Here is a 25,137-nt window from a genome sequence, read left to right on the forward strand (position 1 = left end):
TCACTTTATTAAATTTTGAAAACAAGAAGAATTATAGCACCTATTAGACCTTGTGACTACATAAAAATGAAGGAAATTTTATTGGGATATCGAAAGTATTAATAGATGATGAATTGGAGGGGAAAATTATGAATTGGGGTACTAGAGTAACAAAACTATTAGAAATAAAATATCCAATAATACAAGGTGGATTGGCTTACTTAGCATATTCGGATTTAGCAGCAGCAGTATCCAATGCTGGTGGCTTAGGTCAAATTACAGCTATGAGTTTAAAATCACCTGATTTGTTGCGTGCAGAAATTCATAAAGTGCGTGAAAAGACAGATAAACCTTTCGGTGTAAATTTTGCAATCGGAAATCATGGTCAAGGTTATGAGGACATGGTAAAAGTGGCAATAGAGGAGAATGTACCCGTTATTTCAATGACAGGCGGCAACCCTGCACCTCTTTTTGATTTACTTAAGGGGACAACAATTAAAAAACTGGTTTTAGTAGCTGCTAGACGACAAGCGCAGAAAGCTGAACAACTTGGAGCTGACGCTGTAATGGTTGTAGGTCAAGAGGGTGGAGGTCATTTAGGGCGTGATGATGTAGGAACAATGGTGCTTGTACCTCAAGTTGTGGATAGTGTATCGATACCTGTCATCGCTTCTGGTGGAATTGGAGATGGACGCGGCTGGATGGCGGCACACGCATTGGGTGCTGAGGGAATAGAAATGGGCACGCGTTTTATTGCAACAAAAGAATGTGTTCATGCATCAAACGAATATATTGAAGCTCTATTAAATAGTTCTGAAGCAGATACTACGATTATTAAACGCTCTATAGGAGCACCTGCAAGAGTATTGCGAAATGAATTTACAGATAAAATTTTAGAAATTGAAAAAGAATCTCCTACATATGAAGCATTAAAAGATTATATTAGTGGAGAAGCAAATAAAAATTTTATTTATGATGGAGATCATTTAAATGGATATGGATGGGCTGGTCAAGTTGCGGGAATGATAAATGACGTACCAACTGTAGCGGAATTAATAAATCGTATGGTTGCACAAGCTGAGGAAATAAGATTAAAATGGGGTCACTAATATAAAAGGTAGGGTTAAACATGGAATATTCATATCCAATTTTAGCAGATTGGTCTACAGAAGAAATTATTGATGTTATAAAATTTTTTGAAGGTGTAGAGCAAGCTTATGAAAAAGGAATTAAGCGAGAGGATTTGTTAGCTAGATATCGTCGTTTTAAGCAAATTGTTCCATCTCAAGCGGAAGAAAAAAGTGTCTTTCGAGAATTTGAAGAAGCAAGCGGCTATATTAGTTATCAAGTAGTAAAGTTAACAAAAGAATTAGAAGATGGACAAATTGTTCAGATTAATTCAAACCGCAAATAATAAGAATTGGGCTGTCAGGGAAGTAAATTTTTCTTAGCAGCCCTTCTTCTTTTTATTAAAAATACTTAATTTCTGTCAGTAAACAATCCACCAAAATGAACAATCATAGAAATAACAATTTTCCTCAATTGTCAATAATGATTATTAAATAAAAATAAAAAAAACAACAAATTAACAGTAGAAATATGTAATGTTTGGTTGTATTTTGTGCATATTAATTATACAACACAAAAAAAGTAAAGTTGGCTGTGCTTGAGCCAACTTTACTATATAGGTTAATTTATCCTTGTGCAGATTGAAGTTTTACTTTATTTACCCGTAATAATATTATAAATGGGCAAGAGAGCTTCAAAAGTTTCTTCTGTAAGTTGTAGAAACTGATCTGATGAAAGATTAACAGCCTCTTCGCGAGAAATATGACGTCCAACTAAAAACTCACCTTTTTTTACGTCTTTTAATCGAATAAGCAACTTTTCGAGCATTTCTTCACGCCCTATTTTTAAAGAAATTGCGTCTTGTGACATATGATCACCGGAAATAATAAAATCATCTGGCAATTGGTTAAAGATATCTATATTATCCAATAATCGTGCAGCCATTTGCGATTTCTGCGGTGCTTCATAAATAATTGCAACAATTATGAATAAATGTGTATTCCAAAGTCCAATTTGAAAATGAGGAAGCGATTTATACCCGCGTTTATATGGAGCAAACGCTACCCATGAATCTTTAGGAGGATTGATTGTTCTTCTAGCATGCTTAGCTACATGTGGAAAAAACTCGTTACCAGTTCTTGCACTAAAATAGCTTGAAAATTTTTCGCCTAGTATTTGAAACTTCGGGCGAACAACTGTTGAAAGTGCATCCATTCGTTGTTCCAAACCTTCTATTTCAAACACATCGAAGTCTTTGTTTGTCCATTTAACTTTGTTCATTATTGCAGCCCCCATCTTTGTTTTACATGTTTATTTTATCAGTTTTTTGGGAAAAATTTTGTAACAAACCATTCATGAGACAAAAATTTTTTTAAAAAATGAAAGGGAAGTGATTTAATATGAAACAGATGATTAAAATTATACGTAAAGTTGATATTGAAAAGCAATATGAACAAATTTTAAGATTAGAACTTGATTATGAACTAGCTTCTTTATACGCTGCAATGCAAGAGAAAGATGAAAAAGAAATGGAAAAAAGTAAAAAACGCCTCAAAGAAATTCAAGATGAATTAGATGGTCTCCACGCTTATGTTTAAAAATTTCATAATATTTTAAAAATCACTTGCTCCAATATCGGACAGCAAGTGATTTTTGTTATAAAATTAGAAAAAGGGTTTTTTGTTTTAAATTAATGTGTAGCTTCAGCGCCCAGTACCTCCAGGTCGCAGCCACTCTCAATCACATGCTGGATTAGCTTGCCGATTTGGGCATTCCGACGTACAAGGTGTGCAAGTAGCTGACAGGACAAGCGATGTAGTGTTCTAATGATCAGCTTTTGGGTTCATATAAGTTTAGTTGTGCATCTGATGCTTCGTTTTCGATGTAGATAAATGGTTGGCTATAAATTCGGACGTGGCGTTTACCTAGAAGTTAGCTAAGCACTGCCGTTATGCAACGAATGTGGTTGCGATAGGAGCTGGGAGCTTGTGCTTTTCTTAAAGAAGGTGGGGAAATGGATTTGGATTTTAAACAAATTGATAAGTTCGCAAAGGAAATGATATTTGAGGCTGGGAAAAGAATACGGGATGCATTCTCATATGATCTTGTTATTGAAACAAAATCAGGAGCAAATGATCTAGTAACTAATATTGACAGACAAACTGAAGTGTTTTTTATAGAAAAAATTAAAGCATTTGATCCCACTCATAAAATAATAGGGGAAGAGGGTATGGGTGAGAATGTAAATTCACTTGATGGCCCAGTATGGATTATTGATCCAATTGACGGAACGATGAATTTTGTAAAACAGCATCGTCATTTTATGATTACCATTGGATTTTTTGTAGACGGAATAGGAAAGCTCGGGTACATATTTGATGTTATGCGGGAAGATTTATTTTATGCAATTGAAGGTGAAGGTGCTTGGTACAATGACTCTCGGCTGCGTAAATTACAACCATTGAATATTGAGGAAGCAGTCATTGGTATAAATGCTAGCTGGGTCACTCCGAATAAAAAAATAAACCATGAAAAAATAATTGATTTAGTAAATACTGTAAGAGGAACCCGTTCTTATGGGTCAGCTGCTATGGAAATTGCTTTTGTTGTAAGTGGAAAATTAGATGCTTATATTTCAATGAGATTAGCACCTTGGGATATAGGGGGAGGTACAGTGATTGCAAAAGAAGTTGGTGCAATAGCTACAAACCTAAAGGGAGAACATTTTGATTTTCTATCCCAAGATACGTTCATTATTGCGAATCCATCCATACATCAGCTTATATTAGATAATTATATTGAAGAAATTTAAAAAATCCGCTGTAGCAAAGAAGATACTTTTCTTAGTGCTACATGCGGATTTTTTACAAAAAATTAATATATACTTTGAAGGTTGTCTATAAACCTTCAAATTGCGTCCTCGCTTCCGATGAAGGAAGGAAAAAGGCTTGTTTTGGAGATTTATGCAGATTATTGCGCAAGTTGTGGCATTTATAAGCGCAGCTAAAGGATGCTTGTACTTTTAATTATGCATTTTTATATTTTCTTGAGGAAATATAATTAAAAAGCAAAGTTTTTTCCTTTTTATAATAATCCCTGTTCACGAAACTTGCGCTTCATTTTGAATCCCATCATCATAACTACACATAATGCGATTATTCCTAAGATGATGCCAAGTATCGTTTGAGCAGCAATTGCATAACCGATTGAAATCATCGATAAAATTGCAGCTATTGCAAAAATAAACATGACGATTTTTGCTTTATTCATACGGATTGTGCCTCCTTGCTCATTATAAAAAAGCAATTATTAATAATTTATTGTCGAATTGTTAAATTCTGAAAAAGACATTAACCTCTTCTTGTGCTATAATAACACAGTTAATCATATGAAAAAAGAATATGGAGTGGAATAATGACAAAGTTACGTGAAGATTTACGCAATATCGCAATTATCGCCCACGTTGACCATGGGAAAACAACATTAGTTGACCAATTGTTAAAGCAATCTGGTACTTTTCGTTCGAATGAACATGTAGAAGAGCGTGCAATGGACTCAAACGATCTTGAACGTGAGCGTGGAATTACGATTTTAGCTAAAAATACAGCAGTAAATTATAATGGTACAAGAATTAATATTCTTGATACGCCTGGACACGCAGATTTCGGTGGAGAAGTAGAACGTATTTTAAAAATGGTAGATGGTGTACTACTTGTTGTCGATGCATATGAAGGTTGTATGCCTCAAACTCGCTTTGTATTGAAAAAAGCACTAGAACAAAAATTAACACCAATCGTAGTAGTAAATAAAGTCGATAAAGATTCTGCTCGACCTGAAGAAGTAGTTGATGAAGTTCTTGATTTATTAATCGAATTAGGGGCAGATGAAGACCAATTAGATTTCCCTGTAGTTTATGCATCAGGTGTAAATGGTACGGCTTCACTAGATTCAGATCCTTCTAAACAGGAAGAAAATATGCAGTGCTTGTTTGAATCTGTTATTGAACATATTCCAGCACCAGCTGATACGCGTGAAGAACCATTGCAATTCCAAGTAGCATTACTTGATTATAATGACTTTGTTGGTCGTATCGGTATTGGACGTGTATTCCGCGGAACAATTCACGTTGGACAATCTGTATCATTAATGAAACTTGATGGTACTGTGAAAAACTTCCGTGTAACAAAATTATTTGGATTCTTTGGATTAAAACGTGAAGAAATTCAAGAAGCTTATGCAGGTGATTTAATCGCCGTTTCTGGTATGGAAGAAATCAATGTTGGTGAGACAGTTTGTCCACAAGACCATCTAGAAGCACTTCCGCCAATGCGTATTGATGAGCCTACTTTACAAATGACTTTCCTAGTAAATAACTCACCGTTTGCAGGACGTGAAGGTAAGTGGGTAACATCACGTAAGTTAGAGGAGCGTTTGCGTTCACAATTACAAACTGACGTATCACTTCGCGTAGAAGACACAGATTCACCAGATGCATGGATCGTTTCAGGACGTGGGGAACTTCACCTATCAATTTTAATTGAAAACATGCGTCGTGAAGGTTTCGAATTACAAGTATCAAAACCACAAGTAATCATCCGTGAAATCGATGGTGTGAAATGCGAGCCAGTTGAAAGAGTGCAAATTGATGTACCTGAAGAAAACGTAGGTTCAGTTATTGAATCACTTGGTAACCGTAAAGGTGAAATGTTAGACATGGTAAATGAAGGAAATGGACAAGTGCGTCTTATTTTCATGGTTCCTGCCCGGGGCCTAATTGGTTATACAACTGAATTCATGTCTTTAACAAAAGGTTTTGGTATTATTAATCATACATTTGATTCTTACCAACCAGTTGTACCAGGACGTGTTGGTGGACGTCACCAAGGTGCATTAGTATCTATGGAAACAGGTAAAGCAACAACTTATGGTATGATGCAAGTAGAAGACCGTGGTACACTATTTGTTGAACCAGGTACTGAAATTTACGAAGGTATGATTGTTGGTGAAAATACACGCGATAACGATATCACAGTAAATATTACGAAAATGAAACAAAAAACAAACGTTCGTTCAGCAACAAAAGATGCAACGAATGTCATTAAAAAACCAAAAATTATGACGCTTGAAGAAGCGTTAGAATTCTTAAACGATGATGAGTACTTAGAAGTTACACCTGAATCAATTCGTTTACGTAAACAAATTTTGGATAAAAATGAACGTGAAAAACTTGCTAAAAAGAAAAAATACGCTGAGCAATAATTTGAAACTTGTATAAAGAAGGGGTAGAGTTGAATGAGGGAGGGAACTGAATCAGAAGTTCTAAATGAATTAACCGGCATAAGTCGTTTCATTTTTGAAAATTCATCAAACTATTCAGTTGCTGGGTATATTGTTTTCTTTACAGTCTTTATCTTATGTGCGATTGTTTATAAATTGGGATTTGCGCAAAAAAAATTAAAGTTATGGCAGAATATTATCATTTATATTTGCCTATTTTTAGGGTGTGTTGTACTTTCTTTCTTTGCCTTATCTTTACCAATGATAGAAGGATTAATTGTTGCTACGTTATTTTTGGGAATTTATAAACTTCGTTTATTACGAGAAAAAAATTAAAATTATGGTTTCAGACAGTTTAATAATAACTTTCTGGATATGTAGAATTAGATGACTTCAGTATTCTTTGGAAGTCATCTTTTTTTCTTTTCGGCTCTATAATATTTGTTGGGGTTTGAAAAAATTCATAAATAAAAAAGCACGTAATCACCGATTTCTATATACTTGAATTGTCTAGAAACAAGCAATGAAAGGTGATACGTGCAAATGAATTTTAACATGAATATTCCAGGATTAAAAGGTGTAACTGTTCATAAGGTGGAGGAGATGGGGGAACGTATTGTTCTACACGTTTCCATACCAAAAAAAGAACATCAATGTCCGGCATGCAAGAATATAACATCAAAAGTCCATGATTATCGAATTCAAAAAATTAATCATTTAAAATGGTTTGAACGATTAACCGTCCTTTTTTATAAACGTCGTCGTTATGTATGCCAATGTGGGAAACGTTTTTCAGAAAAATCCCCTTTCGTGGATAAATATCAACGTTTCTCGAAAGAATGGAATCAAGTTGTACGAATCCGTTCAATAAAGGCAAAAACATTTAAAGAAGCAGCTGAAGTACTTGGTACATCAAGCTCAACAGTGATTCGTCGCTTTAAAGAAGTAGTAAAGGAACAATTAAATGAAGGGGTTCATTTACCAAAATGTATCGCGATTGATGAATATAAAGCAGATACCGATGCGGGAACTTATCAATTAATTATTGCCAATGCGGAAACACATGAACCAATTGATATTTTACCAAATCGTAGAAAAGAAACCATTAAGGATTACTTGATGAAATACGGTGCAGATGTAGAAATTGTGGTTATGGACATGAATCCAAGCTTTAAAGCAGCAGTTAGGAAGGCGTTAAATCGCCCGATTATTATTGCGGATCGCTTTCATTATTGTCGTTATATTTACTGGGCACTAGATGAAGTACGTCGAAATGTTCAAAAAGAATGGCATGCATATGATCGAAAGAAATGTAAGAAAATGCGTCATGTACTATATAAACGATTTGATAAGTTAACAGAAACGAATCGTTGGTACTTAAATCGTTACATAGGAATGTCGAAGGAACTAAAGCAAGCCTATGAATTAAAAGAAGCTTACTGCGAATGGTTTGATTGGGCAAAAACTTCAAATGATTTGATAGAAATAAAAAAAAGATTAGAAGCCTTTTACCGAAAGGTAGAAGAAGCAAATATTCCGGCATTTTTAAAGGCTATTCAAACGCTAAAAAATTGGCAAGTTGAAATTTTAAATAGTTTAAGTTTTGGATATTCAAATGGTTTTTTAGAAGGAATTAATAATAAATCAAAAGTTTTGAAGCGCAATGCTTATGGTTTTAGAAGCTATGAACACTTTAAAGCGAAAATTTTATTAAATAATTTATATAAGAAAATTGGGGTTCATTTAGGATAATCGGGGTGCCGTGTAATATCACTTCACCCCAACATTTGACATAGAACCTTCTTTTCTTTGCAAACATGAAGGAGTAGTTAAGTATAAATGTTTTTTCAAAGTGATAATTTTTTATTAAGAGTGATTGAAAGTTTTTAAGGGTAATATAAATTAGAGGATTTTAAAGATTTATGGATGAATCTGGAAGACGGTTATAATGTCCTGTTTATAAAGAGAGAGATTAATGTAAAATGTAACCCAAGCGTATAATCATTCTTGGGTTACATAAAGGGATATAGTAATATATCTGTTAAGTACTTGTGTATACAGATAGAAGTATTTTTTTAAAACCTAATTAATCAGTTAAAAAAATAATGAATAGTACTATTTATTATTTTAAAGAAATATTACCTGTTCCGTTACATTTGTAACCGCCGCAATATAAAGCTAAAGCGTGTTTTGTGTTACTATTTGTCTTAATTGTACCTTGCCAAGCAGCACCGGGTTGAAGAGTGTATACTTTTGATTCTGCAACTAATCCGGGTCCTACCACTAAGAAGAAAATAGGATCAGAACCAGTATTTTTAGCTAAGACATATACTGATGAGGAACTATTAATATAGTCTGAAACTTGATAATCAGCTCCTGATATGAAAACAGTTTCAGATGTGCTAGCGGATGCTGCTTCAGAGTTATATCCATAAATAGAAATAATTAAAACGAATGGTATTAAAATTTTTAATATTGTTTTCAATTAAAATTTTCCTCCTATTGATGGGTTTTAAAAACTCAAAACTTTTAAAATTTAAATAGTACTATAGATAAGCTTTATAGGTTTTAAAAAAAATATCCCTAAATTCATTTTAACATTTTATGAAAAATGTCAAATTCTGGTAGTTATAAGTAGATTTCAAATACATTTATATGTAAGGGATTGATTTTCAATGGTGTAAATAGAAGGAATTGAGCAGGATGAAAAAGAAATTTTTTTCATAACATCGCTATTTATTAGCGTTGTGTCAAATGAATTTAATACAATTGGTTTGATTCGAAAACTCTTTAGTAAGGTTGACAGAATCATTTTAAAGAGTTTTCAGTTGAAAACTGATGTTATAAAAATAACTTAAAATATTTTTTCTATTTTTTCCTGTTTTACGGATCAATTTGAAGTATGCTGTTCTGTAATGCACCGTAATGACCACTTCTTTTGTTTAATGTTAAAAAAATACCTTTAAATAGCACTTAGGTACGAAATAATAATTTTCTTGATTTGAAATTATTAATATTAAAAAATATTCTACTCATTAAAACACTATTAATTTTATTATGTAACTATTGATGTTCACTTTTATCACATTTAATTGGAAAATGTTAATTAAACGATTAATAAATTATTTAGAAGTACTATATTTTAGATGGTTAATCAATATATGTACCATAGGCTACAAAGCTCAATTGCTGTTTGAATTCGGATTCTTTATTTTTCGTCTAATTGTTTAGTAGGTCATTTCTTTAGTCCAATTTAGTGACATAATTAGGGCCTTCATATAACTATTACTATAGTTTTTTTCTGTTTAAGTATGGACTAATCAAGCCATTAAATGAAACTTCCTTTAACCACCTTAGATTAAACAATTATCTCCACCTTTCTGGGTAATCACACATTTTTTATATTGCGCATAACCTACTCTAGAATAAAGTACGAAGAGTAAAAGGAGGTTGGAGCATTGAAAAAATGGGTGAGGTCAAGTTTTTTAGTTATGTTAGCATGTTTTGGACTCCTTCTTCTTGTCGCTTGTGGTGACAAAGAAGAGCTTCAAAATGTAAAAGTTGGTGAAGTAACGCGCTCCATTTTCTACGCACCTCAATATGTAGCAATTTCCAAGGGCTTTTTTGAAGAAGAAGGACTTAATGTCGAATTATCAACAATTGCCGGTGGGGATAAAACGATGACAGCTCTTCTATCTGATGGAATAGATATTGCCCTTGTAGGTTCTGAAACATCTATTTATGTATCTGCTCAAGGTGCAAATGATCCAATTAAAAACTTTGCACAATTAACACAGACTGATGGAACGTTTTTAGTTTCAAGAGAAAAAATCGACAATTTCTCTTGGGATATGTTAAATGGTACGACCTTCCTTGGACAACGTAAGGGTGGTATGCCGCAAATGACAGGTGAATTCGTGTTGAAGAAGCACGGAATTGATCCTCAAGCAGATTTAGAATTAATTCAAAATATAGATTTTGCTAATATTTCAACAGCATTTGCTTCAGGTACTGGCGACTTTGTTCAATTATTTGAACCAACAGCAAGTGTGTTTGAACAAGAGGGGGTCGGTTATATCGTTGCATCATTTGGAACGGAATCTGGACATTTACCATATACAGTTTTCATGGCAAAAGATAGTTATATGAATGAAAATCCAGAAGTAATTGAGAAATTTACGAGAGCCATAAAAAAAGCACAGGATTTTGTATATGAAAGCTCTGCTGAGGAAGTAGCCGAAGCAATTCAACCTTTCTTTGAAGATACGGATGTGGAATTAATTGCAACTGTTGTTGAGCGCTATAAATCTCAGGAATCATTTGCAAAAGATCCGATTTTAGACGAAGCAGAATGGAATAATTTACAGGATATTATGGAAGAAGCAGGAGAACTACCAAAACGTATGGATTATAATGAATTAGTAGATACGTCGTTTGCAGAGAAGGTTTCGGAGTAAATGGATTTCTTATCTGTCAGCAATGTTCACCATACGTATTTTTCAAAAGAAGCTGCAACAGAGGCATTACAGAATATTAATTTAACAATAAATAAAGGTGAATTTGTTTCATTTATCGGACCTAGCGGCTGCGGCAAGACGACACTTCTCTCTATTATTGCTGGATTATTCAAACCGACATCAGGTTCAATAACAATTGAAAGTCAAGATGTTTATAATAATGCTGAATTATCAATCGGCTATATGCTTCAACAAGACTATCTCTTTCCTTGGAAGACTATTGAAGAAAATATAACACTTGGCTTAAAGTTATTAAATAAAGAAAAAGAGAGCTTTCAATCTGTTGCATCGAGACTATTAAATGATGTAGGCTTGCCATCAGTTGAAAAGAAATACCCAAGAGAATTATCAGGCGGTATGCGGCAAAGAGTTGCCTTAGCAAGAACATTAGCAGTCGATCCGAAAATACTGCTGTTAGATGAACCGTTCTCAGCGTTGGATTACTTATCAAAATTAAAACTAGAGGATTTAGTTTCTCTAATGTTAAAAGAGTATGGAAAGACAGCTATTCTAGTTACACATGATTTAGGTGAGGCGATTGCGATGAGTGATAGAATCTTTCTTTTCTCACCTCGACCAGGAAGACTGTATCAAACGTTTGTAGTACCAGAGGAATTAAGAAGGCTTACCCCTTTTGAAGCTCGTTCCCATTCAAGCTATTCCTCTCTTTTCCAAATTATTTGGAAGGAGCTTGAAGGCCTTGAACACCAACAATCTACATGAGCAATTTAAGCAATCACTCGTGAAAGAAAAACGATGGATTCGTTTTTACCAATTGCTAATTATCATTGCTTTTTTCTCACTATGGGAAATTGCCTCAAGTTTAAGATGGATAGACCCATTAATTTTTAGTTCCCCTTCAAAAGTCTTTAATTTGTTTATTGATAATATATCGGACGGTACATTATTTATTCACATAGGCTACACACTTTTTGAAACAGTGCTTGGGTTTATTATTGGTACTTTACTTGGGACGATATTAGCAGCAATTTTATGGTGGTCACCAATTCTTTCGAAAGTGCTGGATCCTTACTTAGTTATTTTAAATGCAATGCCGAAAGTTGCCCTAGGTCCAATTTTAATTGTTGCGATGGGTCCTGGGATGAATTCAATTATTACGATGGGGGCAATTATTTCAGTCATCATTTCAACGATTGTAATATATACATCGTTTAGAAATGTTGATGCGAATTACTTAAAAGTGTTGCAAACATTTAATGCAACAAGGTTGCAAATGTTTAAAGAAGCAATATTGCCAGCATCATTCCCAACAATTATCTCTACTTTAAAAGTAAACGTTGGTTTAGCATGGGTTGGGGTTATTGTTGGAGAGTTCCTCGTTTCATCACAGGGACTTGGTTATTTGATTATTTATGGCTTCCAAGTGTTCAACTTTAACCTTGTGCTTATGTCCCTACTAATTATTGCGATTTTTGCAACGATTATGTATCAGTTAGTGGAAATGCTGGAGAAGTGGTTAATTAAGAGTGAATAGAAGTGTGTAAAAATCCTTGAACGGTAAAGTGTTCAGGATTTTTCTCTTCTAAAATTTATTAAAGTAAAAGTGTTGCTAAATGTCGTTCGCGCTTGCCGCAGCCGTCGTATGAGCTAAAGTCTGCGATCAATAAATCGCAGACTTGGATCTCATACTTTGGCTACTGCGGCATGTGAGGCGCGAATGACGGATTTATTTGGTTAATGTTTAAACTGTTTGCTATTTATCCAAATTAGATTGAAATAGCCGTTCACTTTATTATTTTTACCATTCAAACCTCAAAAAGCTTTTTAGAAATCCTCATCAATCGGTGAGGATGTTCGGAATAGGCGGAAGTTGCCTGTAGCTAGTCTTACTTCTGTCTTTTTTGCAATTCTTTCGTGGCATGGTTCGCACATGTACGTATGAATTGGACGGTTGCGCAATTTTTTTGCCAATGGTGAATCGTCGTTGAGATTATTTATTGAATCACAAATGACACATTTGACTCGCATCAGATCCCCTCCATCTATTCAACACGAATTGCTGATACATTTTTAATTGGATTGTCGATATTTGATCCGTCTGAAAAAATAATGTGGACAGGACCTCCATCAGTAATCGGCTTTCCATCCTGGCTATACTTGAAAATAAGTGAGTATGCTTCATCTATCGAAAATGTATGTTCGCTGCCGTCTTTTAATTCAAATACAACTTTAGTTGCATTATTGTCAATTTCAGCATTATTTAAAAAATACTTAATTTCCATGCCGAAAGTTCCTGTTTTCATACCTTGACGATCAAATTTTCTTTCTGTTTTTAAAGTTGGTGGGAAAACCGCACCCTCCATTATTTCTCTTGACCAATGTGCACCAGCATTTTTTAAATAAAGCGTCTCTTCGTCTTCCTCTTCATTACGGTCTGTGAAATACGTATTTAAATCTAATCTACGGTCATCAAAAATCCAAACAGTTGGATCTAAAGTAATATTATATTTAACGGCACCTTTAATTGGTATAATATTTTCCATATTTATGGTTCCCCCTAATCTAAATGTCATGTACAGTATAACGCTACTATAGGCAAATAATAAAGAATTATAAATCAAATGTTATGTTTTCTTGCTAATGGACTTGCTTTTTTAACAGCTAAAAGATAAACTTTATTAAGATAGAATAGAAGAAATATCAAATGATGGGGGCGTCCTCATGGATACGAAAAGTCAGGCTTCCTTTCAGGAGAAAGCTTTAGAATTACTGCTATCCGATGCAGATAAAATTGCACGTTTAATAAAAGTTCAAATGGATCATTTAACGATGCCATCATGTCCTTTATATGAAGAAGTATTAGATACACAGATGTTTGGCTTATCACGTGAAATTGATTTTGCTGTGAAGCTAGGTTTAATTGAACGTGAACGTGGTAAAGAAATTCTTGATACATTAGAAAAAGAACTTTCTTTACTGCATGAAGCATATACAAACAAATAATAAAAAACTCAAACGCTCTTTGCGATTTGAGTTTTTTTTCTAAAAAGAGGTTTTGAAACATGAGAAAGTATTTGGCCTATTTTGTGAGAAATTTTGATTATCCATTATTTTTTACTTATGTGTTTTTATGTTTATTTGGTCTTGTAATGATTTATAGCTCAAGTATGATGGTGAGTATTGTCTATGAGGATGGTACTCCAGACTATTTTTATAGAAAGCAATTACTTAACTTAGTAGTCGCAGCTTTTGCATTTCTCATAGGAGCATTTTTCCCTTATAAACATTTCAGTAGCAAAAAATTAATGAAAGTATTGTTATTTTTTACAATTTTTTTATTCATATGGCTATTAATTGATGGATATGAGGCTGGTGGTGCAAAAAGCTGGATCAATTTGTTTGGACTAACTATGTTTCAACCTTCTGAATTTGCTAAACTATTTATAATTTTATATTTTGCTGGTGCCTTTTATAGGAAAAGTTTAAATAATCCTATGGAAAATCTAGAGCCAAATAACATTGTCTACCCGATTATTGTATGGTTAGTAATTATATTATTTGTTGCTACCGAAACAGATTTAGGAGCAGTTATGATTATCTCAGGAATAGCAGTAGCTGTTATTGCTGCAAGTGGTATTCAATTTAAAAAGTTTATGAAGTTTTTTGCGGTTCTTGCTGGTTTTGGGTCTGCTTTAATCGGGTTAGTACTTTTAGTTAAAGGCGATGAAATTTTAACACAGAACCGCCTTGGTAGGATAAAATCTTTTTTAAACCCCTTCGAATATGAGGGGGGTTCAAGTTATCAAATTATTAATGGTTATATTGCAATAGGCTCTGGTGGATTAGAAGGTGTTGGATTGGGACAATCCATTCAAAAGCTAGGGTATTTGCCAGAACCTCAAAATGACTTCATTATGGCAATTATTTCTGAAGAACTTGGTATTTTAGGAGTAATTATTGTACTCGGAGGACTAGGATTTATTGTTTTTCGAGCTTTGACAATCGCATTAAAGACAAAGGATCCACTTGCACGGATGATTTCTGCAGGGATTGCCAGTTGGATTGCGGTTCAATCGTTTATTAATTTAGGGGGATTATCGGGACTTATCCCGTTAACCGGTGTAACGCTACCATTTATAAGTTATGGCGGTACATCTATATTATTACTATCTTTTGCAATGGGAATATTAATAAATGTTTCCATGTATGTAAAGCTTGAAAAAAAGAAGGGGTAAAGGGGAATTTGTATGAAAAAAATTAGTAAAATTTTAGTTGCAAATCGTGGAGAAATTGCTATTCGAATTTTTCGAGCATGTAATGAACTTAAATTAAAAACTGTTGCAATTTATTCGAGAGAAGATAGTGGTTCATATCACCGATATAAATCCGATGAATCTTACCTCGTAGGTGCAGGAAAAAAACCGATAGATGCTTATCTGGATATTGAAGGCATTATTGAAATTGCAAAACATGCTGAGGTTGATGCAATTCACCCAGGATATGGCTTTCTATCTGAAAATGTTGAATTTGCAAGACGTTGTGAAGAAGAAGGAATTATCTTTATCGGTCCAACATCTGAACACCTAGAAATGTTTGGCGACAAGGTTAAAGCAAGAGAACAAGCGATTAAAGCTGGTATACCAGTTATACCGGGCAGTGATGGACCAGTTGAGTCGCTTGAAGAAGTAATGGAATTTGGAGAGAACTATGGCTATCCTTTAATGATTAAAGCAGCACTTGGCGGTGGAGGCCGAGGGATGCGTCTTGTTCAATCTAAAGATGAGCTTGCATCTGCTTATGAACGTGCCAAATCGGAGGCAAAGGCTGCCTTTGGTTCGGATGAAGTATATGTTGAAAAGGCAATTATTAAGCCAAAACATATAGAAGTTCAAATTTTAGGAGATGCGTCAGGGAATATTGTACATCTTTACGAACGTGATTGTTCAATTCAAAGACGCCATCAAAAAGTTGTAGAAATTGCGCCATCTAATTCAATTTCTTCTGAGTTAAGAAATCGTATTTGTGAAGCTGCTGTAAAGTTAATGGCAAATGTACAGTACATAAATGCAGGGACTGTCGAGTTTTTAGTTGCAGGTAACGATTTTTACTTTATTGAAGTAAATCCTAGAATTCAGGTAGAACATACCATTACAGAAATGATTACAGGTATTGATATCGTTCACGCACAAATAAAAATTGCCGAAGGGCATCAAATTCATTCTGAAGAAATTGGAATTCCTAAACAACATGAAATTCCTTTATTTGGCTATGCAATTCAATCGCGTGTAACAACAGAAGACCCAGCAAATGATTTTATGCCGGATACAGGAAAACTAATGGTTTATCGTTCGAGCGGTGGTTTTGGTGTTCGATTAGATGCAGGTAATGGCTTCCAAGGTGCTGTCGTGACCCCTTATTATGATTCATTGCTTGTAAAAATCTCGACTTGGGGTATGACATTTAAAGAAGCATCGGCAAAAATGCACCGTAATTTGCGTGAATTCCGTATACGTGGTGTAAAAACAAATATTCCGTTTTTAGAAAATGTTGTTTTACATGAAAAGTTTATTAATGGTGTGTTTGATACGAGCTTTATCGACACAACACCTGAATTGTTCGATTTCCCTGAAAGAAAAGATAGAGGAACAAAATTATTAAATTATATTGGAAATGTTACGCTCAATGGCTTCCCTGGAATCGAAAAGCGAACAAAGCCAATTTTAGTACAACCAAATAAACCTAAAATAGATATTAAGACAACATCTATCCCAAATGGTACAAAACAAATTTTAGATGAACGAGGAGCAGATGGACTTGTTGAATGGGTTAAAGAGCAAAAAGATGTTTTATTAACAGATACAACGTTCCGTGATGCCCACCAATCATTACTTGCTACGCGTGTTCGTTCGCAAGATATGTATCAGATAGCTGATTATAATGCTCGAATGCTTCACGATTTCTTCTCGTTTGAACTATGGGGCGGTGCAACTTTTGATGTTTCATATCGTTTCTTAAAAGAGGATCCTTGGGCACGATTAGAAAAGCTTCGAAAACAAATGCCAAATGTTTTGTTCCAAATGCTGTTCCGTGGAGCAAATGCAGTAGGTTATAAAAACTATCCAGATAATTTAATACGAGAGTTTATTAAAGAATCTGCATCATCGGGAATTGATGTGTTTAGAATTTTTGATAGCTTAAACTGGATCAAAGGAATGGAAGTTGCAATAGATGAGGTTCGTCAGACTGGAAAAATTGCAGAAGCTGCAATTTGTTATACTGGAGATATTTTTGATGATTCACGCTCAAAATATTCGGTTCAGTATTATAAAGAAATGGCGAAAGAATTAGAAGCAGCTGGGGCTCATATTTTAGCGATTAAGGATATGGCAGGTTTGCTTAAACCAGAAGCAGCCTATCGTTTAATCTCAGAATTAAAAGAGTCTACAAGTCTTCCTATTCACCTCCATACACATGATACAAGCGGCAATGGTATTTATACTTATGCAAGAGCAATAGAAGCAGGTGTGGATATTATTGATACAGCTCTAGGCTCAATGTCTGGCTTAACTTCACAGCCAAGTGCAAATTCATTGTATTATGCAATGCAGGGAAGCAAGCGAGGAGTTCGTGCTGACATCGAATCGCTGGAACAACTATCCTACTATTGGGAGGATGTACGTACATTTTACAGTGATTTTGAAAGCGGAATGAAGAGTCCACATTCTGAAATTTATGTTCATGAAATGCCAGGAGGGCAATACAGCAACCTGCAACAGCAAGCAAAAGCAGTTGGTCTTGGCGATCGCTGGGATGAAGTGAAAAAGATGTATTCCCGTGTAAACTTATTGTTTGGGGACATTGTCAAAGTGACGCCATCATCTAAAGTTGTTGGGGATATGGCATTATTTATGGTGCAAAATGATTTAAATGAAGAAAATATTTTCACACGTGGTTTAACAATTGATTTCCCAGATTCTGTTGTCGAGCTTTTCCAAGGTTATTTAGGGCAAGTTCATGGAGGCTTCCCAAAAGAACTGCAAAAAGTTATTTTAAAGGATAGAGAAGCTATTACAGTAAGACCAGGAGAATTGTTGGAGCCAATTGATTTTGCAGAACTAAAACAAACTCTTGAGAAGAAATTTGGACGTCATGTATCAAACCAAGATGTTTTAGCATATGCTTTATATCCAAAAGTATTTGAAGATTATATAACAGCTACTGATTTATTTGGCGATATATCTGTGTTGGATACACCAACCTTCTTATACGGCTTGAAACTAGGAGAAGAAATTGAAGTAGAAATCGAAAAAGGGAAAACATTAATTATTAAACTAATTGAAATTGGTGAGCCTCAACACGACGGTACTCGTGTCCTTTACTTTGAGCTGAATGGACAGTCCCGCGAGCTTGTGATTCAAGACTTAACGGTTGAAGTAGATGGTAGTATTGCGTTAAAAGCAGACCCAAGCAATCCAAATCAAATAGGAGCTACAATGCCTGGTACTGTCTTGAAAGTTGTTGTGTCTAAAGGAAGTACTGTTAAGCGCGGCGACCATTTACTAATAACTGAAGCTATGAAAATGGAAACTACTGTGCAAGCACCAAAAGATGGTGTTGTTAAAGAAGTTTATGCTTCTGCCGGTGACGCCATTTCAACAGGAGATTTATTAATAGAGTTAGAATAACGATTCTAACTCTATAAGAACCATTCAATTTGCGTAATTGCAAAATAGGTTTAAAGTATTTTATAAACACCAAAAGCATTTGAAATTAAAATCAATAATTAAAAAAGAAAAGGGTACAATTCAAGAATTTGAATTGTACCCTTTCATTTTGGTAATTATTTTTTATTTCTTTCATTATAACTACTGCGTGCGATGAGCAAAATCATGTAGCAGAATAAACCGAATAATAATGAAATAAATAATGAATGTAACAAAGAAACTATTAAATTAAGTCTAGTAAAGATAATGAGCATACCTGCAGTTATTTGTAAAACAACGATTATAAAGGCAATAATCCATCCCCAATAAATAACTCGTTGATCTTTATAATGCTTAATAGCATGTATTGTAATGTATGTAATCCACAGAAAAATTAAAAGTACTGCGAATCGGTGCCCCATTTGTACCCAGACATACATATTGTCCGGAAGTGCAAATGGCTGCTCATTATTGCAGAACGGCCAATCGAGACAAACCAAACTCGACTCTGTATGACGTACTAATGCACCTGTATAAACAACAATGTAAGAATATAACGTCACACCGATTGTATGCCATTTTAAATGTTTGGCAATAAAAACTTTATCAGCATCAAACTTCGTGTCGACTTCAAACACAATCATCGCAAGTAATAAGACAGCAGCAAAGGAAATTAATGAAATACCGAAATGAAGAGCTAAAATAAAATCGCCTTGTCCCCATAAAACTTGCGCTGCACCGATTAAAGCTTGTGCCACTAAGAAAAAGATTGCTAAAAAACCTAAAAATTTGACTTCACGAATATGACCAAGTGCTCGCCAAGTCCAAATAACTAAAATAAGTACTAGAATTGAAACCGTTCCAGTTACAAAACGGTGGGAAAATTCTATTAATACTTCAGGTGTAATTTCTTTTGGAATAAGTGACCCATTACAATCAGGCCAATTTCGGCCACAGCCTAAACCGCTGCCCGTTTTTGTAACGAGTGCCCCCCCTAAAAGAATAAGCAACATACCCAATGTTGTAGCAAAAGCAATCCACTTTAATAATTTACTATATTTATATTGCATGTTATGAGCCACCTACTTTGTCTATAAACCACGCTTACAAAAGCGCCTCTGCTTTTATGATGATAGCGAATAAATAAGGAAAAGACAACTTCAAACAGAAGAACGTTGACAGAAGGGTTAAGTTTTTCACAAATTGTTCATAAATTCGTACTTTTACTTTCACAAATATTACCTAAAAATGCATTACTATAAAGATGTTGTTTGACCTATTTGCAAGTACTGTAAGCATTTTAGCGAACTTCTTCGAAATTTTATGTAATGTCTAGAAATCATAGACAAATTTCGATATAGTTATTGTTAGCGGAATATGCTTACAAAAATGAAAGGGGGGGCAAAATGTCAAATAGTCGGGCAGTAACTTCTACTGGAGAAAATCAGCCTAAAACGACTCCGTTTATCAAAGACTTTCTTGCACTTATAAAGATTGGAATTGTTAACTCGAATTTAGTGACAACGTTTACAGGAATGTGGTTAGCATTTCAAGTAACGGATGGACACCTTTTACAACGAATTGATTTGATATTATGTACATTGCTCGGTGCAGGATTAATCATCGGTGGATCAGCCGCCATGAATAACTACATCGATCAAGATATCGATCCAATTATGAAAAGAACGAAGTCAAGGCCTACAGTAACTGGTAGATTTACGCAACGTGACGTTTTGGCAATTTCTCTTTCGTTTTTAATTGTAGGTGAAATTTTGTTATTTTCGGCAACACCGTCTGCCGGCATGTGGGGACTTATTGGTATCTTAGCGTATGTAGTTCTATATTCACTGTGGTCTAAAAGGAAATTTGTAAGCAATACAATAGTTGGGAGTATTTCCGGTGCTATACCGCCATTGATTGGCTGGTCAGCTATTGACCCGTCACTTAGTTTTGAAGCAGTTGCATTATTCTTGATTATGTTCGCATGGCAACCACCACATTTTTATGCACTTGCTATGAAACGTACTGAAGAATATCGGGCGGCAAATATACCAATGCTACCAGTAGTGAAAGGTTTTAAGCGAACAAAGTTATCTATGCTATTTTGGATACTGTTGCTTTTACCATTGCCATTTCTTTTAGATGAACTTGGTACAGGCTTTTTAATTTTGGCTACACTATTAAATGCAGGATGGCTGTTATTAGCAGTTCAAGGTTTTAATACAAAAGATGATATAAAGTGGGCAAATAAAATGTTCATTTACTCTTTGAACCATATGACGATATTATTTGTATCAATTATAATCTTTTCCGTGTTCATTTAATTTTGGGATTCTTCTTTTAAAAAGGGATTCATATAGAACTAAAAAACCAAAGTCCTGGTTTACACATGAAAATACAACAAAGAAAGAGGGGTTTAATTAAGCTATGATGAAAGGGCTTAAAAAATGGCGTCTTTTCTCGCTGTTAGCGGTAATGACAGTTTTTCTTTCTGCATGTGGTGAAGAGTATATTACAACACTTAAACCAGCAGGTGCAGTGGGAAAGGAACAATTTAACTTACTATTATTCTCCATCTCAATAATGGCTTTAGTAGTAGTAGTAGTTTCTGTTCTTTATTTATATGCTTTTGCTAAGTTCCGCCGTTCAAAACAGGGCGAGGATCACATGCCAAAACAAGTAGAGGGTAGTCATACTCTTGAAGTAATTTGGACAGTTATACCAATTATACTACTATTAATTTTAACTGTGCCAACGCTTATAACTACTTATAAATTTGCTGACGTAAAAGCTATGGAAGAAGTAGATGAAGAAGGCAACAAAACAGCGTTAACAGTAAATGTTACTGCAAAATTATATTGGTGGGAATTTGAGTATCCAGAACAAGGTATTGTAACTGCTCAAGAGCTTGTTGTTCCTACTGGTGAAAAAGTTTACTTTAACTTAAAAGCAGCAGATGTTAAGCACTCATTCTGGATTCCATCAGTTGGTGGTAAAATGGATACGAACGTAGAAAACGTTAACAAATTCTACTTGCAATTTGATGAAGAATCAGCTGATCTTAAGGATGGCGTATTCTATGGTAAATGTGCCGAGCTTTGTGGTCCATCTCATGCATTAATGGATTTCAAAGTTAAAACATTAAGCCGTGAAGACTTTGATAATTGGGTTGCTGCAATGCAAGCTACAGAAGGTCAAACTGCAAATGCTGACTCAGCAGATTTAGGTGAAGCAACATTTGCTAATAGTTGTTTAGGATGTCACGCAATTTCTGGTGTTGGAGCTAGCGGTGCGATGGGTCCTAACTTAGCGACTTTTGCAGACCGCAATCGTGTTGCGGGTGTTTTAGAACACAGTAAAGAAAGTATTGAAAAATGGGTTACAGATCCTGAAACATATAAGCCAGGCAATTTAATGACTGGTAAATATGGGGAGTTATCTGAAGAAGAGATCAGCGCAGTTGCTGATTATATTATGACTTTATCTGTAGAAGATTAATTTGAACTAGAGTAGAAACACTTGAAGGAGGTTAAAGTTGTGAGCTCTGTCGCAGTCGCAAAGAAAAAGGGCTTTGGAGCAACAGTATGGGACTATTTAACAACTGTCGATCATAAGAAACTCGCAGTATTATATTTAGTTGCTGGTACACTGTTCTTCGCTATCGCTGGTTTCGAAGCGTTATTAATGCGTATTCAATTAATGATACCAAATAACAATTTCGTTTCAGCAGGTTTTTTCAATGAATTACTAACAATGCATGGTACAACGATGCTATTCTTAGCAGCTACACCATTGCTATTTGCTTTCATGAATGCTATTGTGCCGCTACAAATTGGTGCACGTGACGTTGCATTCCCATTCCTAAACTCTTTAGGATTTTGGTTGTTCTTTTTAGGTGCATTATTTTTACACCTTTCATTCTTTATGGGTGGAGCACCTGATGCAGGTTGGACATCATATGCATCATTATCTTTATATTCACCAGGTCATGGTATTGATTTCTATGTACTAGGTTTACAAATTTCTGGTGCTGGTACGTTAATCTCTGGTATTAACTTCATTGTAACAATTATTACAATGCGTGCACCTGGTATGACATTTATGCGTATGCCATTATTTACTTGGACTTCTTTAATTTCAAGTACTTTAATTTTATTCGCATTCCCTCCACTAACAGTTGGGTTATTCCTTATGTTAGTTGACCGTATGTTCGGAGCAAACTTCTTCAATCATACTATGGGTGGTAACACAATTATTTGGGAACACTTATTCTGGATTTTCGGACATCCAGAAGTTTATATCTTAGTATTACCGGCATTCGGTTTATTCTCTGAAATTATTCCGGTATTTGCTCGTAAACGATTATTCGGATACTCTTCGATGGTATTCGCAACAATTTTAATTGGTTTCTTAGGATTCATGGTTTGGGCTCACCACATGTTTACAACAGGTCTTGGGCCAACAGCAAATGCAATCTTTGCCGTTGCTACAATGGCTATTGCAGTGCCGACTGGTATGAAAGTATTTAACTGGATACTTACAATCTGGGGCGGTTCGATTAAAGTTACAGTACCAATGCTTTATGCTCTTGGTTTCATTCCATCATTCGTAGCTGGTGGGGTAACAGGTGTAATGCAGGCAACTGCACCACTTGACTACCAATTACATGATTCTTACTTTATCGTTGCTCACTTCCACTACGTTATTGTTGGTGGTATCGTAACAGCTATTTTTGGTTCATTCCATTTCTATTGGCCAATTATGTTTAACCGTGCTTTAAGTGAAAAATTAGGTAAATGGACTTTCTGGATTTTCTTCATAGGGTTCCATTTAACATTCTTTATTCAACATTTCTTAGGATTAATGGGTATGCCACGTCGTGTATTCACATACCAAGCAGACCAAGGATGGGATTTATTTAACTTTATCTCTTCTATCGGTGCATTAATGATGGGTGTTGGAGTTATCTTATTAGTAACTAACATCTTTATGTCTATTAAGTCTAAACCATTAAATTGCCGAGACTACTGGGGCGATGGACGTTCACTTGAATGGGCTCTTAAAACGCCAGTTCCATTCTATAACTTTAAGCAAACTCCACTTGTTCGTGGATTCGACCCTTACTGGTTAGAAAAACATGAAGGTAATAAAGAAGGTATGACATATGCTGAACCTCTTGGCGACATCCATATGCCAAATAACTCAATTATACCTTTAGTAATTTCAATCGGTATGTTTGTTGCAGCATTCGGTGCACTTTATCATCCAGATGGTGTTTCTTGGTCAATTCCAGTAATAGTTATTGGTTTAGGTATTACTGTAGCTGCTATGATTACTCGTTCTCTTAAAGACGATCTAGGCTTCCATGTTCACGTTGACGAGATCCTTGCTACAGAAGAGGAACTTTATGGAAAAGGGGGTAACAAATAATGGAAGAAACTAAATTCACCCCACAAACTTGGCCAGATCATCCTGAACAAGCAACAATGGAAGGGAAAAATAAATTCGTTGGAATTTGGATTTTCATTTGTAGCGATATTGTGCTTTTCGCTAGTGTATTTGCTACTTACCTTTCTTTAAAAGATAAAGGGCCAGCTGGTATGGAGTTTTCAGCAGCTGAACTTTATGAATTGCCATTAGCATTTGTTATGACGATGTTGCTTTTAACATCTTCGTTAACTTCTGTATTTGCGATGTATCATATGAAAAACTATAATTTCAAAGGCGTTCAAACTTGGATGATCATCACTGTTCTTTTAGGTCTTGGATTCTTAGGTCTTGAAATTTATGAGTTCTATCATTATGTACACATTGGATTTGGCTATACACAATCTGCGTTCTCTTCCGCCTTCTTTACTTTAGTAGGTACACACGGTTTGCACGTAGTAATTGGTTTAGTTTGGATTACATGTCTAATCGTTCGTAACGCTAGACGCGGATTAAACTTATACAATGCTCCAAAATACTATGCAGCATCAATTTATTGGCACTTCATTGACGTAGTTTGGGTATTTATCTTTACTGTAGTATACTTAATGGGGGTGTTAGGATAATATGGGACACGGTACTGAATTTCGTGCAAAGACTAAAGCGCAGTATCAATATGACCGCCATCATAATGCTGTGCACATGCGTAAGCAAGTAGTCAATTTTGCGATTATGATTTTCTTAACATTTCTTGCATTTACAGTAGTAGTAGCAGATTTTTCACCGTTCTTTATTAAACCATTAATTTTATTACTTGCAGGGATCCAAGTTGTTTTACAACTATATTCATTCATGCATATGGATGATAAAAAAGGTCACCATATCGGAGTAATTCAATTATTTGTTTGGACTGGTGCTCTAATTGCATTTACATTCTTTATTACATTCTTAACTATCATTTGGTGGTAAGATAAAATAAACACGCTTCTGATAATCAGAAGCGTGTTTTTAACTTTTAATGAACGGTTGTTGAGTATTACAGCGTTTTTGCTAGCGATATTAGCAAACAGAAAGTATTTACATATGAGTGTTCAAATCTTTATATAATTAACAAATAATTAGTTAAAACGTTAAAATATTATATTTGTCATAGTTCGTTCATTGATGTTACGATGTAAGCGTTCTATAATAAGACTATTGAAGTT

Annotated in this window: 24 protein-coding genes; 18 read left to right on the forward strand and 6 right to left on the reverse strand. The window is 34.8% G+C overall.

The window, feature by feature from the left end; translation table 11 throughout:
• Nucleotides 1–128: 128 nt before the first annotated feature.
• Both MKY04_RS06190 and MKY04_RS06195 read left to right on the forward strand, forming a co-directional pair.
• A complete protein-coding gene (locus tag MKY04_RS06190) occupies nt 129–1,088 on the forward strand; it encodes an NAD(P)H-dependent flavin oxidoreductase (protein ID WP_126292919.1) in 960 nt (319 codons plus the stop codon).
• A gap of 20 nt (nt 1,089–1,108) precedes the next feature.
• Nucleotides 1,109–1,393 (forward strand): UPF0223 family protein, encoded by a 285-nt coding sequence (locus MKY04_RS06195; RefSeq protein WP_126292918.1) that lies wholly within the window; start codon nt 1,109–1,111, stop codon nt 1,391–1,393.
• Between the two features lie 308 nt (nt 1,394–1,701).
• On the opposite strand, the gene MKY04_RS06200 is transcribed toward MKY04_RS06195, so the two are convergent.
• Entirely contained in the window at nt 1,702–2,328 is a 627-nt protein-coding gene (locus MKY04_RS06200; protein WP_126292917.1) for a YktB family protein, read from the reverse strand.
• A gap of 119 nt (nt 2,329–2,447) precedes the next feature.
• Here MKY04_RS06200 and MKY04_RS06205 point away from each other — a divergent pair, with 119 nt between their 5' ends.
• Both MKY04_RS06205 and MKY04_RS06210 read left to right on the forward strand, forming a co-directional pair.
• Nucleotides 2,448–2,645: a hypothetical protein gene (locus MKY04_RS06205; protein ID WP_126292916.1), complete on the forward strand. Its 198-nt coding sequence runs from the start codon at nt 2,448–2,450 to the stop codon at nt 2,643–2,645.
• A 422-nt stretch (nt 2,646–3,067) separates the two neighbouring features.
• Entirely contained in the window at nt 3,068–3,859 is a 792-nt protein-coding gene (locus tag MKY04_RS06210; protein WP_126292936.1) for an inositol monophosphatase family protein, read from the forward strand.
• 272 nt (nt 3,860–4,131) lie between these two features.
• Here the strand turns inward: MKY04_RS06210 and MKY04_RS06215 are convergent, their stop codons facing one another.
• Nucleotides 4,132–4,317 carry a DUF5325 family protein gene (locus tag MKY04_RS06215; protein ID WP_126292915.1) on the reverse strand — a complete coding sequence of 62 codons (186 nt, stop codon included), beginning with the start codon at nt 4,315–4,317 and terminating at the stop codon, nt 4,132–4,134.
• Nucleotides 4,318–4,461: 144 nt separating this feature from the next.
• Here MKY04_RS06215 and typA point away from each other — a divergent pair, with 144 nt between their 5' ends.
• The 3 genes from typA to MKY04_RS06230 all read left to right on the forward strand — a co-directional run bounded on the left by typA (nt 4,462) and on the right by MKY04_RS06230 (nt 8,076).
• Entirely contained in the window at nt 4,462–6,306 is a 1,845-nt protein-coding gene (typA, locus tag MKY04_RS06220) for a translational GTPase TypA (protein WP_126292914.1), read from the forward strand.
• Between the two features lie 33 nt (nt 6,307–6,339).
• A complete protein-coding gene (locus tag MKY04_RS06225; protein WP_126292913.1) occupies nt 6,340–6,660 on the forward strand; it encodes a YlaH-like family protein in 321 nt (106 codons plus the stop codon).
• 201 nt (nt 6,661–6,861) lie between these two features.
• Nucleotides 6,862–8,076, forward strand: a complete 1,215-nt coding sequence (locus MKY04_RS06230; protein WP_346234469.1) for an ISL3 family transposase — start codon at nt 6,862–6,864, stop codon at nt 8,074–8,076.
• Nucleotides 8,077–8,446: 370 nt separating this feature from the next.
• Here MKY04_RS06230 and MKY04_RS06235 read toward each other — a convergent pair whose 3' ends face one another.
• Complete coding sequence (locus tag MKY04_RS06235; protein WP_126292912.1) at nt 8,447–8,809, reverse strand: hypothetical protein; 363 nt, start codon at nt 8,807–8,809, stop codon at nt 8,447–8,449.
• Nucleotides 8,810–9,815: 1,006 nt separating this feature from the next.
• Between MKY04_RS06235 and MKY04_RS06240 the strand changes: the two genes are divergently transcribed.
• Genes MKY04_RS06240 through MKY04_RS06250 form a run of 3 tightly spaced genes read left to right on the forward strand, consistent with a single transcriptional unit; the run spans nt 9,816 to nt 12,336 of the window.
• The gene (locus MKY04_RS06240) at nt 9,816–10,781 is read left to right on the forward strand and encodes an ABC transporter substrate-binding protein (RefSeq protein WP_126292935.1); all 966 of its coding nucleotides are present in this window, start codon (nt 9,816–9,818) and stop codon (nt 10,779–10,781) included.
• Nucleotides 10,782–11,564: an ABC transporter ATP-binding protein gene (locus tag MKY04_RS06245; RefSeq protein WP_126292911.1), complete on the forward strand. Its 783-nt coding sequence runs from the start codon at nt 10,782–10,784 to the stop codon at nt 11,562–11,564.
• Nucleotides 11,542–12,336 carry an ABC transporter permease gene (locus MKY04_RS06250; protein WP_126292910.1) on the forward strand — a complete coding sequence of 265 codons (795 nt, stop codon included), beginning with the start codon at nt 11,542–11,544 and terminating at the stop codon, nt 12,334–12,336. Before MKY04_RS06245 ends, MKY04_RS06250 begins: the two co-directional genes overlap by 23 nt.
• Nucleotides 12,337–12,626: 290 nt before the next feature.
• On the opposite strand, the gene MKY04_RS06255 is transcribed toward MKY04_RS06250, so the two are convergent.
• A complete protein-coding gene (locus MKY04_RS06255) occupies nt 12,627–12,830 on the reverse strand; it encodes a YlaI family protein (protein ID WP_126292909.1) in 204 nt (67 codons plus the stop codon).
• A 14-nt stretch (nt 12,831–12,844) separates the two neighbouring features.
• Complete coding sequence (locus MKY04_RS06260; protein ID WP_126292908.1) at nt 12,845–13,345, reverse strand: peptidyl-prolyl cis-trans isomerase; 501 nt, start codon at nt 13,343–13,345, stop codon at nt 12,845–12,847.
• A gap of 178 nt (nt 13,346–13,523) precedes the next feature.
• Between MKY04_RS06260 and MKY04_RS06265 the strand changes: the two genes are divergently transcribed.
• Genes MKY04_RS06265 through pyc form a run of 3 tightly spaced genes read left to right on the forward strand, consistent with a single transcriptional unit; the run spans nt 13,524 to nt 18,487 of the window.
• Entirely contained in the window at nt 13,524–13,805 is a 282-nt protein-coding gene (locus MKY04_RS06265; RefSeq protein ID WP_126292907.1) for a YlaN family protein, read from the forward strand.
• Between the two features lie 59 nt (nt 13,806–13,864).
• Nucleotides 13,865–15,037: an FtsW/RodA/SpoVE family cell cycle protein gene (locus tag MKY04_RS06270; protein ID WP_126292906.1), complete on the forward strand. Its 1,173-nt coding sequence runs from the start codon at nt 13,865–13,867 to the stop codon at nt 15,035–15,037.
• A gap of 12 nt (nt 15,038–15,049) precedes the next feature.
• Entirely contained in the window at nt 15,050–18,487 is a 3,438-nt protein-coding gene (gene pyc / locus MKY04_RS06275) for a pyruvate carboxylase (RefSeq protein ID WP_126292905.1), read from the forward strand.
• A 155-nt stretch (nt 18,488–18,642) separates the two neighbouring features.
• On the opposite strand, the gene MKY04_RS06280 is transcribed toward pyc, so the two are convergent.
• Complete coding sequence (locus MKY04_RS06280) at nt 18,643–19,575, reverse strand: heme A synthase (protein WP_346235530.1); 933 nt, start codon at nt 19,573–19,575, stop codon at nt 18,643–18,645.
• A 336-nt stretch (nt 19,576–19,911) separates the two neighbouring features.
• Between MKY04_RS06280 and cyoE the strand changes: the two genes are divergently transcribed.
• The 5 genes from cyoE (at nt 19,912) to MKY04_RS06305 (ending at nt 24,901) form a co-directional block, all read left to right on the forward strand.
• Nucleotides 19,912–20,829 (forward strand): heme o synthase, encoded by a 918-nt coding sequence (gene cyoE / locus MKY04_RS06285; protein ID WP_126292903.1) that lies wholly within the window; start codon nt 19,912–19,914, stop codon nt 20,827–20,829.
• 103 nt (nt 20,830–20,932) lie between these two features.
• Complete coding sequence (coxB, locus tag MKY04_RS06290; RefSeq protein ID WP_346235531.1) at nt 20,933–22,003, forward strand: cytochrome c oxidase subunit II; 1,071 nt, start codon at nt 20,933–20,935, stop codon at nt 22,001–22,003.
• Between the two features lie 39 nt (nt 22,004–22,042).
• Entirely contained in the window at nt 22,043–23,935 is a 1,893-nt protein-coding gene (locus MKY04_RS06295) for a cytochrome c oxidase subunit I (protein WP_126292901.1), read from the forward strand.
• Nucleotides 23,935–24,558 (forward strand): cytochrome (ubi)quinol oxidase subunit III, encoded by a 624-nt coding sequence (locus MKY04_RS06300; RefSeq protein WP_126292900.1) that lies wholly within the window; start codon nt 23,935–23,937, stop codon nt 24,556–24,558. Before MKY04_RS06295 ends, MKY04_RS06300 begins: the two co-directional genes overlap by 1 nt.
• A 1-nt stretch (nt 24,559) precedes the next feature.
• The gene (locus MKY04_RS06305; RefSeq protein WP_126292899.1) at nt 24,560–24,901 is read left to right on the forward strand and encodes a cytochrome C oxidase subunit IV family protein; all 342 of its coding nucleotides are present in this window, start codon (nt 24,560–24,562) and stop codon (nt 24,899–24,901) included.
• Nucleotides 24,902–25,137: the final 236 nt, after the last annotated feature.

Source organism: Lysinibacillus telephonicus (assembly GCF_039654155.1).
Taxonomy (GTDB): domain Bacteria; phylum Bacillota; class Bacilli; order Bacillales_A; family Planococcaceae; genus Ureibacillus; species Ureibacillus telephonicus.